Annotated in this window: 13 protein-coding genes; 11 read left to right on the forward strand and 2 right to left on the reverse strand. The window is 72.4% G+C overall.

Going from position 1 to position 13655, the window contains the following annotated elements:
• Positions 1-107: 107 nt before the first annotated feature.
• Positions 108-905, reverse strand: coding sequence for a BTAD domain-containing putative transcriptional regulator (locus tag ACIBEF_RS16830; protein WP_357206111.1), 798 nt, complete (start codon positions 903-905; stop codon positions 108-110).
• Positions 906-1330: 425 nt separating this feature from the next.
• Between ACIBEF_RS16830 and ACIBEF_RS16835 the strand changes: the two genes are divergently transcribed.
• The 10 genes from ACIBEF_RS16835 (at position 1331) to ACIBEF_RS16880 (ending at position 10524) form a co-directional block, all read left to right on the forward strand.
• Positions 1331-1669, forward strand: coding sequence for a TcmI family type II polyketide cyclase (locus ACIBEF_RS16835; RefSeq protein ID WP_396794188.1), 339 nt, complete (start codon positions 1331-1333; stop codon positions 1667-1669).
• Entirely contained in the window at positions 1666-3411 is a 1746-nt protein-coding gene (locus ACIBEF_RS16840) for an acetyl-CoA carboxylase carboxyltransferase subunit alpha (RefSeq protein WP_396794189.1), read from the forward strand. Before ACIBEF_RS16835 ends, ACIBEF_RS16840 begins: the two co-directional genes overlap by 4 nt.
• A complete protein-coding gene (gene accB, locus ACIBEF_RS16845; protein ID WP_396794190.1) occupies positions 3408-3938 on the forward strand; it encodes an acetyl-CoA carboxylase biotin carboxyl carrier protein in 531 nt (176 codons plus the stop codon). Before ACIBEF_RS16840 ends, accB begins: the two co-directional genes overlap by 4 nt.
• Before the next feature lie 19 nt (positions 3939-3957).
• Positions 3958-5388, forward strand: a complete 1431-nt coding sequence (locus tag ACIBEF_RS16850; RefSeq protein ID WP_396794191.1) for an acetyl/propionyl/methylcrotonyl-CoA carboxylase subunit alpha — start codon at positions 3958-3960, stop codon at positions 5386-5388.
• Complete coding sequence (locus ACIBEF_RS16855) at positions 5385-6140, forward strand: SRPBCC family protein (protein WP_396794192.1); 756 nt, start codon at positions 5385-5387, stop codon at positions 6138-6140. The genes ACIBEF_RS16850 and ACIBEF_RS16855 overlap by 4 nt, the downstream gene beginning before the upstream one ends.
• Complete coding sequence (locus ACIBEF_RS16860) at positions 6133-6528, forward strand: cupin domain-containing protein (RefSeq protein ID WP_396794193.1); 396 nt, start codon at positions 6133-6135, stop codon at positions 6526-6528. The genes ACIBEF_RS16855 and ACIBEF_RS16860 overlap by 8 nt, the downstream gene beginning before the upstream one ends.
• The gene (locus tag ACIBEF_RS16865; RefSeq protein ID WP_357197538.1) at positions 6525-7799 is read left to right on the forward strand and encodes a beta-ketoacyl-[acyl-carrier-protein] synthase family protein; all 1275 of its coding nucleotides are present in this window, start codon (positions 6525-6527) and stop codon (positions 7797-7799) included. Before ACIBEF_RS16860 ends, ACIBEF_RS16865 begins: the two co-directional genes overlap by 4 nt.
• Entirely contained in the window at positions 7796-9067 is a 1272-nt protein-coding gene (locus ACIBEF_RS16870; protein WP_396794194.1) for a beta-ketoacyl synthase N-terminal-like domain-containing protein, read from the forward strand. The genes ACIBEF_RS16865 and ACIBEF_RS16870 overlap by 4 nt, the downstream gene beginning before the upstream one ends.
• A complete protein-coding gene (locus tag ACIBEF_RS16875; RefSeq protein ID WP_396794195.1) occupies positions 9064-9381 on the forward strand; it encodes an antibiotic biosynthesis monooxygenase family protein in 318 nt (105 codons plus the stop codon). Before ACIBEF_RS16870 ends, ACIBEF_RS16875 begins: the two co-directional genes overlap by 4 nt.
• A 315-nt stretch (positions 9382-9696) precedes the next feature.
• On the forward strand, positions 9697-10524 hold the full coding sequence (locus ACIBEF_RS16880) for a M55 family metallopeptidase (protein ID WP_396794196.1): 828 nt from the start codon (positions 9697-9699) through the stop codon (positions 10522-10524).
• Positions 10525-10565: 41 nt separating this feature from the next.
• On the opposite strand, the gene ACIBEF_RS16885 is transcribed toward ACIBEF_RS16880, so the two are convergent.
• The gene (locus tag ACIBEF_RS16885) at positions 10566-11933 is read right to left on the reverse strand and encodes a hypothetical protein (protein WP_396794198.1); all 1368 of its coding nucleotides are present in this window, start codon (positions 11931-11933) and stop codon (positions 10566-10568) included.
• Positions 11934-12268: 335 nt separating this feature from the next.
• On the opposite strand from ACIBEF_RS16885, the gene ACIBEF_RS16890 reads away from it, so the two are divergent.
• Complete coding sequence (locus tag ACIBEF_RS16890; RefSeq protein ID WP_396794199.1) at positions 12269-13411, forward strand: helix-turn-helix domain-containing protein; 1143 nt, start codon at positions 12269-12271, stop codon at positions 13409-13411.
• Positions 13412-13655: the final 244 nt, after the last annotated feature.

Consider the following 13655-nt stretch of genomic DNA (forward strand, 5'->3'; position numbering starts at 1 on the left):
GCCCGACCCCTCGGGGACCGGTGCCACGTGCTGTGTGCGCCCACCGTGCCGCAGCGCCTGTCACATCACCGTCACGTAGGGCGAACGGGCGGTGACGGCCACCGTTGTCACGTCCGACGGACGGCGGGTGACGGGCGGTCGGCGACGGCCTCGCGGCTGGCCTGGCGGATCGGGGCGAGGGTGTCGTCGAGCAGGGCGCTCATGGCCGGGCTCGGCTCCAGCCGCAGCTCTCGGCGCAGCAGGTCGCGGTAGACGTAGAAGGCGTGCACGGCTTCGAAGGCGTTGCCCTCGGCCAGGTGGATGCGGACCACCAGCCGGTGTGGTGTCTCCCGTAACGGCTCGGCGGCCATCGCCTCCAACGCGGCTTCGAGTGCCTCGCCGTGCCGCCCCGCAGCCAGGTGGTGCCCGGCCACCTGTTCGAGCATGTGCAGGCGGAGTTGGCGCAGGCGTTCCCGGTCCAGCAGGACCCAGTCGTCGTACCAGCCGGGCAGGAGGTCGTGTCGCCCGGCGGCGAGGGCGCCGGCCGCGGTGCGCGGGTCGTCGCCGTCCCGGACCCGGGCCGCGGTGCCGACCAGGTCGTCCACGTCGAGCCGGACGGCCGGGCCGAGGCGTACGGTGTCGCTCGCCACTGTCATCGGGCAGCACGGGTCCTGTCGCAGCCGCCACAGGGCGGTCCGCAGAGAGGACAGCGCCCGTTCCTCCGACGCGTCGGGCCAGAGCAGCCCGGCGAGCTGGCTACGGGTGGCGCCGGGGCGGAGCCCGATCAGCGCGATCACCCGTTGCAGCCCGCGCGGCACCACGACCGGCACCGCCTCGCGGAGGAGTCGGAAACCTCCGAGCAGGTGCAGTGAGACGCCCTCCTCGGGCGGGTCTCCGGCGGTCGGCACGGACGAATCAGCGGCCACGGCGGCACCCCCTGCGGAACGCTCGTCCCGACTGTCTGCTGTGTCCCGGATCGGTTGCCCTCGACGCCACTGTCGACCCCGCCGATCGCGGCGTGGCCGGGCGCGGCCCCGCCCGCCGAGGCCGCCGGCCTGACCACGCTGAAGATTATCAATAACGGTCACGTTGCGTCAACGCCAACGTGGACCTTCTATTGGCGACAGTCAACCCGAGATCGGTTCTGAACTGCATAAACATTAGCGCGTCGGACCCGCCCGGCACATAGCTGATACACAGGTTGCGTCAACGCAGCGTCACCATCATCCGTCGCTGGCCGACCTGGCACGGTGACGCCGCCGTGACGAGGATCGGCGCATCGTGTCGGCAGTCGTCCAGCGCGTCCGGGGGCCACCCGTCGCCGGCCGGACGCCGTGGGGGGAGGCCCAACATGGACCGATCGCTGATCATCGCGAAGGTCGATCCAACCGCCGAGGAGCGGGTCGCCGAGATCTTCGCCGAGTCGGACTCGACGGAGCTGCCGCGCCTGGTCGGTGTCCGGCACCGCTCGCTGTACCGACTGCACGACCTCTATGTGCACCTGCTCGAGACCGCCCATCCGGCGGAGGGCGCGGTGGAGGCCGCGCGTGACCACCCCGAGTTCATCCGGGTCAGTGACCGCCTGCGCCCGTACGTGTCGCCGTACCTGTCGACCTGGCGCTCGCCGCGCGACGCCATGGCGCGGTGCTTCTACCGGTTCGACGCCCCGGACACCGGGCGGCGGTCGTGACGGCCACCGCGCCGCGTGAGGAGCAGTTGTGGTCCCGCTGCGCGGGCTGCGCGACCCTGCTCTACCGCAAACGGCTGCGCCGCAACCTCGACGTCTGCCCGGAGTGCGGGGAGCATGCCCGACTTGGCGCGCCGGAACGCCTGCGCCAACTGGTCGACCCGGGTTCGCTGCGCCTGCTGCCCGACCGGCTGCCGGGGGCGGACCCGCTCGACTTCGTCGACGTGCTGCCGTACCCGCACCGGCTCACCGGCGCGCGGGCCAGCACGGGTCTCGCCGAGGGGGTCGTCTGTGCCACGGCCACCATCGGCGGCCACCCGGTGGCCCTGGCGGTGATGGACTTCCGCTTCCTCGGCGGCAGCCTGGGCTGCGCGGTCGGTGAGCTGATCACCCGGGCCGCCGAACGGGCACTCGACGACCGCACGCCGCTCGTCCTGATCACCGCGTCCGGCGGGGCGCGGATGCAGGAAGGCGCGCTGTCGTTGATGCAGATGGCGACCGTCAGTCAGGCCATCGCCGCGTTGCGCGAGGCGGGACTGCTCACCGTGAGCGTCCTCACCGACCCGACCTACGGCGGAGTGGCCGCCTCGTTCGCCACCAACACCGATCTGGTGCTCGCCGAGAGTGGCGCGCGGATGGGCTTCGCCGGCCCCCGGGTGATCCGTCAGATCACCGGGAGGGCCCTACCGGAGGGCTTCCAGACCGCCGACTTCCTCCTCCGACACGGGCAGGTCGACATGGTGGTGCAGCGCCGGTCGCTGCGCGGACGGCTGACGGCGCTGCTCGCCGCGACCCGCGCCGGCCGTCCGGCGCGTCCGCCCGTACCCCACCAGGAGCCGGCGTCGCACCGCGAGCGCCTCGCCGACGACGGCGCCGTCGTGACGCGGCCGACGGACCCGGCGGCCGAGGGAGACGCCGGCAACGCCGTACGCGACGCGTGGGACACCGTCCGGACGGCGCGGCACCCGGGGCGGCCCACCACACTGGACTACCTGGACTCGGTCTTCGACGGGTTCGTGGAGCTGCACGGCGATCGGCTCGGCGCGGACTGCCCGGCCATCGTCGGTGGCCTGGCGCGGTTGGCCGGCCGGCACGTAATGGTCATCGGTCACCAGAAGGGGCACACCACCGCCGAGCTGGTCGCCCGCAACTTCGGCATGGCCAGCCCGGCCGGGCACCGCAAGGCGCTGCGGCTCATGCGCCTCGCGGCCCGCCTCGGCCTGCCCGTGGTCACCCTGGTGGACACCCCCGGCGCCGACCCGGGGGTGAGCGCCGAGGAGCACGGCCAGGCGGCGGCCATCGCCGAGAACATCCTCACCCTCACCGTGCTGCCCACCCCCGTGCTCGCGGTGATCACCGGCGAGGGCGGCAGCGGCGGCGCGTTGGCGCTGGCGGTGGCCGACCGGGTGCTGATGCTGGAGAACGCCGTCTACTCGGTGATCAGCCCCGAGGGGTGTGCGGCGATCCTCTGGCCGGACCGGTCGGCGGCCCCTCAGGCCGCCCGCGCCCTGCGACTGACCGCGCCCGACCTGCGCCGGCTCGGGGTGGTCGACGAGGTCGTGTCGGAGCCGTCGAGCGCCGCGCACGACGACCCGGCGGAGACCGCCCACCGGTTGCGTGCCGCCCTGCTGGCCAACCTCCTGCCGCTGCTGGACGTGCCGCCGGCCATGCTGGTCCGGCTGCGCCGGCAACGCTTCCGACGCTTCGGCGCGAACCGCGTCGGCACTCGGGCGGGCCTGCGATGACCGCCGGCGACCGGTCGCTCTCGACGGTCGACGCGTCCGACGACGTCGGGATGGACGGCGAGGAGGCCCTCGCCGGGCTGCGCCGGCAGGCACAGCACCTGATCGCCGAGCTGGCCGGGCCGGTGCGCCGGATCCGGCTGCGCAGCGGGCCGGCGGTGCTGGAGGTCGAGTGGCACCCCGAGGAGGCGACCCGAGCGGACGTACCCCTGCCCCGGGCCGAGGCGGCACCGGCGGTCGGTCCGACGCCCAACGCCGCCCCTGCGGTGCTCCGGCCGCCGGTGCCCGGGCGTGCCGCGGTGCGGGCACCGATCGTCGGCACCTTCTACCGGGCGCCGGAGCCGGGCGCGCGGCCGTTCGTCGCGGTGGGCGACCTGGTCCGCCCCGGCCAGCCGGTGGCCATCGTCGAGGCGATGAAGCTGATGAACGAGGTGACCGCCGACCGGGCCGGCCGGGTGGCCGCGATCCTCGTCGAGGACGGCCAGCCGGTCGAGTACGACCAGCCGCTCGTCGAACTGGATCCGGCATGACGGCGCGGGGTGGTTGACCATGTTCGAGACCGTGCTGATCGCCAACCGGGGCGAGATCGCGCTGCGGGTGCTGCGCGCCTGCAAGGAGCTCGGCGTCCGGACGGCGGTGGTCTACTCCGCCGCCGACGCCGACTCGGCGGCGGTACGCCTCGCCGACCAGGCCGTCCGGATCGGACCGGCGTCGAGTCGGCGCAGCTACCTCAACGCCGCCGCCATCGTGGAGGCGGCCCGGCAGGTGGGGGCGCAGGCCGTGCACCCGGGCTACGGCTTTCTCTCCGAGGACGCCGACTTCGCCGAGATCTGCGCCGACAACGGGCTGACGTTCATCGGCCCACCACCGGCGGTGATGGCCGCGCTGGCCGACAAGTCCTCGGCCCGCGCACTGATGAGCCGTGCCGGCCTGCCGCTGTCGCCGGGCAGTGTCGCGCCGGTACCCACCGCCGCCGCTGCGGCCGAGGTGGCCGACGCCGTCGGGTACCCGGTGATCGTGAAAGCCGCCGCCGGGGGCGGGGGCCGGGGGATGACAGTGGTGCGCACCCCGGGCGAGCTGCGCCGGGCGTACACCCGGACCCGGGCCGCCGCGCAGGCAGCCTTCGGCGACGACCGGGTGTACGTCGAGCGTTACCTCACCGAGGCGCGGCACGTCGAGGTGCAGGTGCTCTGCGACGCCCACGGCAATGGTGTGCACCTGGGCACCCGGGACTGCTCGGTGCAGCGCCGGCACCAGAAACTGGTCGAGGAGGCGCCCGCGCCGGCGCTGCCCGCCGCCGTCCTCGACACCATCGCCGAGACCGCCCTGCGGGGTGCGCTCCAGGTCGGTTTCGTTGGCGCCGGCACGCTGGAGTTCCTTGTCGACGCCGAGGAGAAGTTCCACTTCCTGGAGATCAACTGCCGGATCCAGGTGGAGCATCCCGTCACCGAGATGGTCACCGGGATCGACCTGGTGCACGAGCAACTCCACATCGCCGCCGGCGTACCGCTGCGGTGGCGGCAGAAGGAGATCCGCCTGCACGGCGTCGCGGTGGAGTGTCGGGTCAACACCGAGGACCCCGCGCGCGGCTTCGCCCCCACCCCCGGCCGGCTGGAGCGGTTCACCCCACCCGGCGGCCCGTTCACCCGGGTGGACACCCACGCCAGCGCCGGTTACCTGGTCGGCCCCTGGTACGACTCGCTGCTCGCCAAGGTGATCGTCTGGGCACCCGACCGGGAGCTGGCCCTCAACCGGCTGGAACGCGCCCTGGACGAGTTCGACGTCGCCGGTCCGGGCGTGCACACCACCATCCCGTTCGTCCGGCGGGTGCTCGACGACGCCGCATTCCGCAAGGGCCGCTACACCACCGGCCTGGTCGACCGTCTGCTCTCCGCGCCCGCACCGGGGCCGACGACCACCCCCGCGCCGCGCACCGCGCCCGCCGCAGATCCCGACGCAACCCACAGGAGGACCCGATGACCGTCACCCATGGTCGCCCGATGACCGCCGAGATCACCGACATCCTGGTGGCGCACTGCGGGCTGGACGCCGACGCCGCGGCCCGCGCGCCCGCCGCGTCGCTGGAGGAGCTGGGCATGGACTCGCTCGCCCTGCTGGAACTGTCGGCGGTCGTCGCCGACCGCTGGCAGGTGGCCATTCCCGAGCAGGCCGGCCAACTGAGCATCCCGGCGGTGGCCGACCTGGTCGCCCGCCGCGCCGACCCGCCCGGGCACACCGAGAACAGCGTGGTCATCGACGCGCCGCTGGGGCTGGTCTGGGAGGTCACCAACGACGTGGCGAACTGGACCGAGCTGTTCACCGAGTACGCCGTGGTGGAGATCCTGCACCGCGAGGCGCACACGGTGCGGTTCCGCCTCACCATGTACCCCGACGAGAACGGGGTGTCCTGGAGCTGGGTCAGCGAGCGCACCGCCGACCCGGTGAGCAGGCAGGTCCGGGCGCACCGGGTGGAGACCGGGCCGTTCGAGTACATGCGCATCCACTGGCGCTACACCGAGGAGGCCGGCGGCACCCGGATGACCTGGACGCAGGACTTCGCGATGAAGCCGACCGCGCCGGTCGACAACGCCGCGATGACCGAGCGGATCAACACCAACAGCGTGATCCAACTCGCGGTGATCAAGGACCGGGTGGAGCGGATCGCCTGGCAGCGCGCCGACCAGGACACGCCGACCGCCAGCGACGCACCGACGGGAGCCGACGATGAGTGACCTGAGCACCCGCCCGATCGCCACCCGGGACGTACCCGCCGACCGCCGTCGCGGCGGTGAGCTGCGGGTGCTGCTCGGCCCCCGCACCGTCGGCAGCACCTCGGGTTTCCTCGGGGTGGCCACACTCGAGCCGGGGGAGCGGATCGCCGAGCACTACCACCCGTACAGCGAGGAGTTCCTGTACCTGGTGCGGGGCGCGATCACCGTCGACCTGGACGATCACCCGACGCTGCTGGCCGCCGGTGAGGGGCTGTTCGTCCCGGTCAACGTGCGGCACCGGCTGCGCAACACCGGCGTCGAACCGGCCGAGGTGGTCTTCCACCTGGGCCCGCTGGCCCCCCGACCCGAACTGGGCCACGTCGACACCGAACTGGTGGAGGCACCATGACCGGGCGCCGCACGGTGGTGACCGGGATCGGGGTGGTGGCCCCGGGCGGCGCCAGCCGGGACCGCTTCTGGAAGACCATCACCGAGGGGCGCACCGCCACCCGGCGGATCAGTTTCTTCGACCCGTCGGCGTTCCGGTCGCAGATCGCGGCGGAGTGCGACTTCGACCCGGTCGCGGCGGGTCTGAGCGAGGCCGAGCGACGCCGGGCCGACCGGTACGTGCAGTTCGCGCTGGCCTGCTCCGCCGAGGCGGTGGCCGACGCCCAGTTGGAGCTCACCGACGCGCAACGGGACCGGGCCGGGGTGGTGCTGGGCACGGCGGTGGGCGGCACGATGGCGTTGGAACAGGAGTACGTCACCGTCAGCGAGCACGGCCGACGGTGGTTGGTGGACGGGACGCGCGGTGGCCCGTACCTCTATCAGGCGCTGGTGCCCAGCAGCCTCGCCGCGGACGTGGCGTGCCGGCACGGGCTGCACGGTCCTGCGCAGGTGGTGTCCACCGGCTGCACCTCCGGCATCGACGCCATCGGGTACGCCCACCAGATGATCGTGGACGGTGAGGCGGACGTGATGCTGGCCGGCGCGTCCGACTCGCCGATCTCGCCGGTCACTGTCGCCTCGTTCGACGCGATCAAGGCGACCAGCCCGGACAACGACGACCCGGCACACGCCTCCCGCCCGTTCGACGCCGACCGGCACGGCTTCGTGTTGGCCGAGGGCGGGGCGGTGCTGGTGCTGGAGGAGGCCGGCCACGCCCGGCGTCGGGGAGCGCACATCTACTGCGAGGTGGCCGGCTACGCCAGCCGCAGCAACGGCTTCCACATGACCGGGTTGCGGCCGGACGGGCTGGAGATGGGCCTTGCCGTCACCGACGCGCTCCGGCAGGGCCGGATCCTGCCCGAGCAGGTCTCCTACATCAGCGCCCACGGCTCGGGCACCCGGCAGAACGACCGACACGAGACGGCCGCGTTCAAGCGGGCGCTGGGCCAGGCCGCGTACCGGATCCCGATCAGCTCGATCAAGTCGATGGTCGGGCACTCGCTTGGCGCGATCGGGTCGATCGAGATGGCCGCGTGCGCCCTCGCCATCGAGTTCGGTGTGGTGCCGCCGACGGCGAACTGGAGCACCCGGGACCCGGAGTGCGACCTGGACTACGTACCCAATGAGGCACGGGAGGTACCGGTGGACGTGGCCCTCTCGGTGGGCAGCGGTTTCGGCGGTTTCCAGTCGGCGATGGTCTTCCGTCGGATGCTCGGCGCGGTGGCGGCGTGAGCGAGCGTAGCGAGCGAGCCGAGGTCGCCCGCGCCGTGGTGACCGGCATCGGGGTGGTCGCACCGAGCGGCATCGGCGCGGACGCACACTGGCGCACGGTCCTCGCCGGCACCCGCCGGACCGGGCCGATCACGTTGTTCGACCCGGCCGGCTATCCGACCCGCTTCGGCGGGGAGGTGCCCGGCTTCACCGCCGACTCCTACGCCGACAGTCGACAGTTGGTGCAGACCGACAGGTGGACGCACCTCGGCTTCGCCGCCACCCGGCTGGCGCTGGCCGATGCCGGCCTGCCCGACCGGGCCCCCGACCCGTACGGCTACGCGGTGACCCTGGCCAGCTCGTCCGGGGGCAACCTGTTCGGTCAGCGGGAACTGCAACGGCTGTGGGGCGGCACCTCGCGGACGGTCGGGGCGTACCAGTCGATCGCCTGGTTCTACGCCGCCAGCGTCGGGCAGCTCTCCATCCACCACCAGTTCAAGGGTCCGAGCGGGGTGCTGGTCGCGGAGTCGGCCGGCGGCCTGGACAGCCTGGCCCACGCCGCCCGCGCGGTGCGCCGGGGCACCCCGGTCGTGATCGCCGGGGCCACCGAGTGCCCGTTGAGCCCGTACGCGCTCGCCTGTCAGTTGCGCTCGGGGCTGCTCAGTGACGTCGCCGACCCGGAGCGGGCGTACCGGCCGTTCGACGCCACCGCCAGCGGCTACCTGCCGGCCGAGGGCGGAGCGGTGTTCGTGGTGGAGGAGTTGGGGCACGCCCTGGCCCGGGGCGCCCGGGTCTACGGCGAGGTGAGCGGGTGGGGCTCCACCCACGACGCCGCGCACACCACGGCGGAGAGCAGCGGCGACCCGGCCCAGTACGCGCGGGCGATGCGGCTGGCCCTGGACCGGGCGGGCGTCGCCGCCGCCGGAATCGACGTGGTGCTGCCCGACGCTCTCGGCGTGCCGCGCTACGACCGTAGCGAGGCCGAGGCGCTGCGGGCCGTGTTCGCCGATCGGCCGCCCCCGGTGACCACACAGAAACCGCTGACCGGTCGGGCGTATCAGGGCGGCTCGGCGTTGGACGTGGCCACCGCGCTGCTCGCCTTCGCCCACGACACGTTGCCCGCGTCGGCGGGACCGGACGAGGTGGCCGAGGGCTGCGAGCTGGACTTCCTGCGCGAGCACCGCCGGCCGCGCAGTCGACTCGCCCTGATCTGCGCGCGGGGCTTCGACGGGTTCAACAGTGCGCTGGTCCTGCGCGGGGCCGCGCCGATGAGGGGAGAGGCGTCATGAGCGACAAACGGGCCCGGGTGGTCTTTCTGGTACGGGTGCCGGTGGCGCGCACCGAACAGTTCCTCGCCGCGTACGAACAGGTGCGGCACCTGGTCGCCGGCGGTGTGCCGGGGCACCTGGTCGACCAGGTGTGCCGGTCGTCGACCGACCCGGAGCAGTGGCTGATCACCAGCGAGTGGGCGAGCCTGGCCGACTTCGAGGAGTGGGAACGCAGCCCCGAACACCGGGACCTCGTACGCCCGATGCGGGAGTGCTTCACCGACGCCCGTTCGCTGCGCTTCCACATCCACGCCCAAACCCCAGCCCTGGCCTGAGGCCCCCGCGCCCCCCGGTGCCGCCCCGCGCTGCCCCGCCCTGCCCCGCCCTCGTCGATCATGGAGTTGTGGTGGGCGACAAAGTGCTGCTTACCAGGACAAGCAAGGCACCAAAACTCCATGATCGACGGACCCTCCCCGCGATCTTGCACTTACTGTCGCGACATAGAGGGCATTTAACGCGTCTCAACGACGGAAACTGCAAGATCGGCGGGACGGGACGGGGCGGGACGGGACGGGACGGGGCGGGGCGGGGCCGTGCCCTGCGCCGCTCGGGTTCGACATTGGGGAAAGTGCGCGTAGGGTCCGGTAGCCATGAAGGTGCTGATCTCGGTGGATCTCGAAGGCATCTCGGGGATCGTTCATCCCGCCGAGACGAATCCGGATCGGTACGACTACGAGCGCGGCCGGGCGTTGATGACGGCCGAGGCGAACGCGGTGATCGCCGGGGTCCTCGATGCCGAACCCGAGGCGGTCGTGTGGGTCGCCGACGCGCACGGGACATTCCGGAACATCCCGCCGGAGGACCTCGACCGGCGTGCTCACCTGGTGCGGGGCAAACCCCGCCCGCTGGGCATGCTCGCCGGGCTCGACGAGCACACGGATGCCGTCCTGCTCGTCGGCTATCACGCTCGCGCCGGTGCCGGGCCCGCCGTGCTGGCCCACACGTTCAGTGACGCCATCCTCGACGTGCGGGTGGCCGGACGATCGCTGGGCGAGATCGGCCTCAACGTCGCCATGGCGGGGCACCTCGACGCGCCTGTCGTTCTACTCAGCGGCGACGACACCGCCTGCACGGAATTCAGTGAGCTGGTGCCCTCGGCGGTCACCGTCGCCGTCAAGCAGACCCTGGGTCAGGCCGCTGCGGTGGCCCTACATCCGCAGGAGGCACGGGAGCGGCTGCGCCACTCCGCCGCCGAGGCCATCGCCCGGCGTGCCTCGATATCCCCGGCGAAGATGGCCGGACCGTTGGACGTCGAGGTCGACCTGTACGGCCCGTACATGGTCGACCTCGCAACTTTGGTGCCCGGTGTGACCCGCGTCGGCGGCGGCCGGACGGTCGCCTTCCACGCCGCCGATTTCGCCGAGGCGTACCGGCTGGTTCAGCTGCTCGTCGAACTCGCCAGCATCAAACCGAGCTAGCACGCGCGAACCGTTCACGCCCCGGGCCTGTCCTGCACGGCTCAGGTGGCGATGAGGTCCCGGGCATCCTGACAGAACCGGCGGACGGTGGGAGTGCGCCGGTACGGGGTCAGCGCGCCAACCAGGTTGCGAACGTGCTTGATGCACCTGGTGGAGGTGACCTGCCCGGCCAGGGTCTGCACGGCCTGGTCGCCGAGGGCGAGCGCCTTGTCCAGTTCGGGGTGTTCCTGTTGGACGTACGTGGTCGCGAGCAACGCGTTACGCAGTGCGCCCTCGCGGGTGTACTCGTTGCTCTGTAGCCGCAGCGCCGCCCGCAGGTGGTCGCGAGCGCGCGGCCAGTCTTCGAGCTTGACGAAGCAGTAGCCGGCCTGCGCGTGGGCCTGCGCCTCGTTGATCCAGTAGGACCAGTCGGGGTCGCCGTGCTCCGGCCGGCTGTCGGTGAACCTCTCGAATGCGGCGTCGAGCGCACGGCGGGTGTCGGTCATCGACCGGTTGTTGGCATACGCCTCGGCGGCCCGCAGGTCGAGGATCGTCGCCACACTGGGGCTCGTAGCCGGGTAGCTGGCGCGCGCCGTCTCCGCAAGGGTCACGGCCTGGCGGAGCTGACCGAGATCCTTGGCCTGGCAGGACATGAAGCCGAGGATGTTCGCGCCGAGGCCGCGATCACCGGCCGCGTTGGCCTGATAGAGCCCAGCGATCCAGAACCGTTGCGCCTGGGTGTGGTGGCCGTCGTCGAAGGACAGCCAGCCGGCGAGGCGCAGCAGTTCACCGGCGGTGCCGTGCAGCCGTCGGCCGACCGTGTCGGTGTAGCCGCGGTCGCGCAGCACCTCGACCACCGTGCTCAGGTGCTTCCGGACCAGGCCCAGGGTCTGGCCGCTGCCGAGGTGATCGTCCATCCGTCGAAGGCTGGCGGTTACCGCGTCCAGGTGGTCCACGACGTCGCCGGACACGGGCCGGCCGGCCGTCGATGCGATGTCCTGCGGTGGTTGGGCGATCAGCCACTCGTGCGCCGGTGATGTCAGTGCGGAACCGAGCAGAGTGAGGAACATCCGTCGGTGCGTCATCCCCTCAGGTTCGTTCACCACCTCGCCCGCCCGCAAGGCCCCGCTTGAAGACCAGGGCAGATCAAGACCGGCCGAGGCGGAAGCAGCCTCGAACCCGTCGCTCGGCCAACCCAGCTCACCGAGACCAACCGTCCGCTGCAACCGCTCGGACAGCAGCGCCGTGGTCAACGACGGCCACGGCGCCCGGGGAACATCGCCCTTCTTCCACTTGTACGGCGTCTTGAGGTGTAGCCGCTCAGCACGCCCGTGCCGCTCGGCGCATTCGTTGAGACGTCGAGCGAGCTGCTCCGGCTGCCAGCCCGCCTCGGCCAACAACCGCGTCAACGCCTCTCCGTCGGGTGCCACCCTCGAGCCTCCTCATGTGTAGCGACCGCCACACGAACAGTAGCGATGAGGTCCGACATCGGGTGGCTGTGGCAATCGTGGGCACTCATAGGCACCGAGCGCACCTGCCTTCGCGGCCCTCTGCACGGAGTCCACTGGACACGTCAGGACGAGCGGGTCGAGTCACGATGGCGAGCTGTGAAGGCGAAGGTTCTCGTGGTTTCCGAAGTGGTGGCGTTGCTTTTTGGTGGGCTGGTACCGGGGTTTCTGCTCGGGTTGTTGGCGTTTCGGGTGAAGTCGAGGTGGTGTCCCCACTGTGGGCAGCCCACCCAGTCGCTGCCGCAGGGGCGGGACCGGTGACCCGGCCCGGGGTGGACCGTGAGGAGCCGGTTGGGCGGCGGGTGGCCCGTTGGCGGGTGCGTCGTCGGATGACCCAGCAGATGCTCGCCGACCGGCTCGGCAAGTCGAAGAGTTGGGTCGACAAGGTCGAGCGCGGCGTTCGCAACCTGGACCGCTACTCCGTCGTCCAGGAGATCGCCGAGGTGCTGCGCCTCGACCCGGCGGTTTTGCTCGACCCCTGCCGACCAGCACCGCCGGCGGTCACCACCCTGGACGGCGTCGACGCGGTCCGCGCCGCCCTGGCCCACTACCACCAACGACCTGCCCGCACCGTGCCCGCCGCCGAGGTGGGGCGGCGCGTCGCGCACGCCTGGCTCAGTTACCAGCACGCCCACTACGCCCACCTGTTGCGGGCGCTGCCCGCCCTGCTCGACGCCGCCCACGCCAGCGCGGGCCTGCTGGTGCCCGCGTACCGGATCACCGCCTCGGTGCTCGTCAAGCTCGGCGAGCCCGACGTCGCCTGGCTGGCCGCCGACCGGGCCGTGGCCGCCGCCACCGGCGACCCCATCCGCACCGGCACCGCCGCTATCGCCGTGGCGCAGGCGCTGCGCGCCCTGGGCCGCGACCGCCTCGCCCTCACCGCGTCCGTCGCCGCCGTGGGCACGGCCGCCGACGATGGGGTACGCGGAACGTTGCTGCTCCAGGCCGCCATGGCCGCTGCCGGCTGTGGCGACGGCCGCCGCGCCGACGACCTGATCGACCATGCCGCCGCGTTGGCCGACCGGTGTACGGGCACCGACGACCCGCACCACACCGCGTTCGGCCCCGCCGCCGTGCGACTGGCCCGCTTTGTCAGCGCCCTGCGCCTCGGCGACGCCGCCCAGGCCGTGTACCGCCACGAGAAGGTCATCCGCGGCGACGACTGGCGTCGACTCCCCGCCGAGCATCGGGCCGCCCACCTTCTCGACGCCGCCCGCGCCTACCTCGACGTTGGCGACCTCACCGCCGCCGGGCGCGCCCTGGCCGAGGCCGACGCTGTCGCGCCCGCCGAGGTCCGCTACCGACCTGCCGCCCGTACCCTCATCGCCGAGATCGCCCACAGCGGCCGGGCAGCCGCCAGCGTGGCGCGACTCGCCACTCTCGTCGGTCCCACCCGTTGACCGCAACACCATCGGCCGTCCGGCTGAGGACACGCGACGGTTGTACGAGGGGTCATGCCTCGGTGACGCTCCGCCGAATCACCCGCCCGATCCTGCCCGCCGAACGGGCTGTCGGCAATCCGGCTGGCCGCTGCTTTTGATCCATCCATTCGCATCTAGCAATGGCACCGTGGGAGTCGTATGGTTCCCCGCAGCACCCCGACAAGCGTACGTGATGGGCGGATTCGCCCTCTTTCATGCTGGG

It is taken from the genome of Micromonospora sp. NPDC050795 (assembly GCF_044456785.1).
Classification (GTDB): Bacteria; Actinomycetota; Actinomycetes; order Mycobacteriales; family Micromonosporaceae; genus Micromonospora.

Bases quoted from the DNA above. Each gene is read 5' to 3' on its own strand.
- ACIBEF_RS16855 (WP_396794192.1), top strand. From the start codon at position 5,385: ATGACCGTCACCCATGGTCGCCCGATGACCGCCGAGATCACCGACATC.
- ACIBEF_RS16860 (WP_396794193.1), top strand. From the start codon at position 6,133: ATGAGTGACCTGAGCACCCGCCCGATCGCCACCCGGGACGTACCCGCC.
- ACIBEF_RS16865 (WP_357197538.1), top strand. From the start codon at position 6,525: ATGACCGGGCGCCGCACGGTGGTGACCGGGATCGGGGTGGTGGCCCCG.
- ACIBEF_RS16880 (WP_396794196.1), top strand. From the start codon at position 9,697: ATGAAGGTGCTGATCTCGGTGGATCTCGAAGGCATCTCGGGGATCGTT.
- ACIBEF_RS16850 (WP_396794191.1), top strand. From the start codon at position 3,958: ATGTTCGAGACCGTGCTGATCGCCAACCGGGGCGAGATCGCGCTGCGG.
- accB (WP_396794190.1), top strand. From the start codon at position 3,408: ATGACCGCCGGCGACCGGTCGCTCTCGACGGTCGACGCGTCCGACGAC.
- ACIBEF_RS16875 (WP_396794195.1), top strand. From the start codon at position 9,064: ATGAGCGACAAACGGGCCCGGGTGGTCTTTCTGGTACGGGTGCCGGTG.
- ACIBEF_RS16835 (WP_396794188.1), top strand. From the start codon at position 1,331: ATGGACCGATCGCTGATCATCGCGAAGGTCGATCCAACCGCCGAGGAG.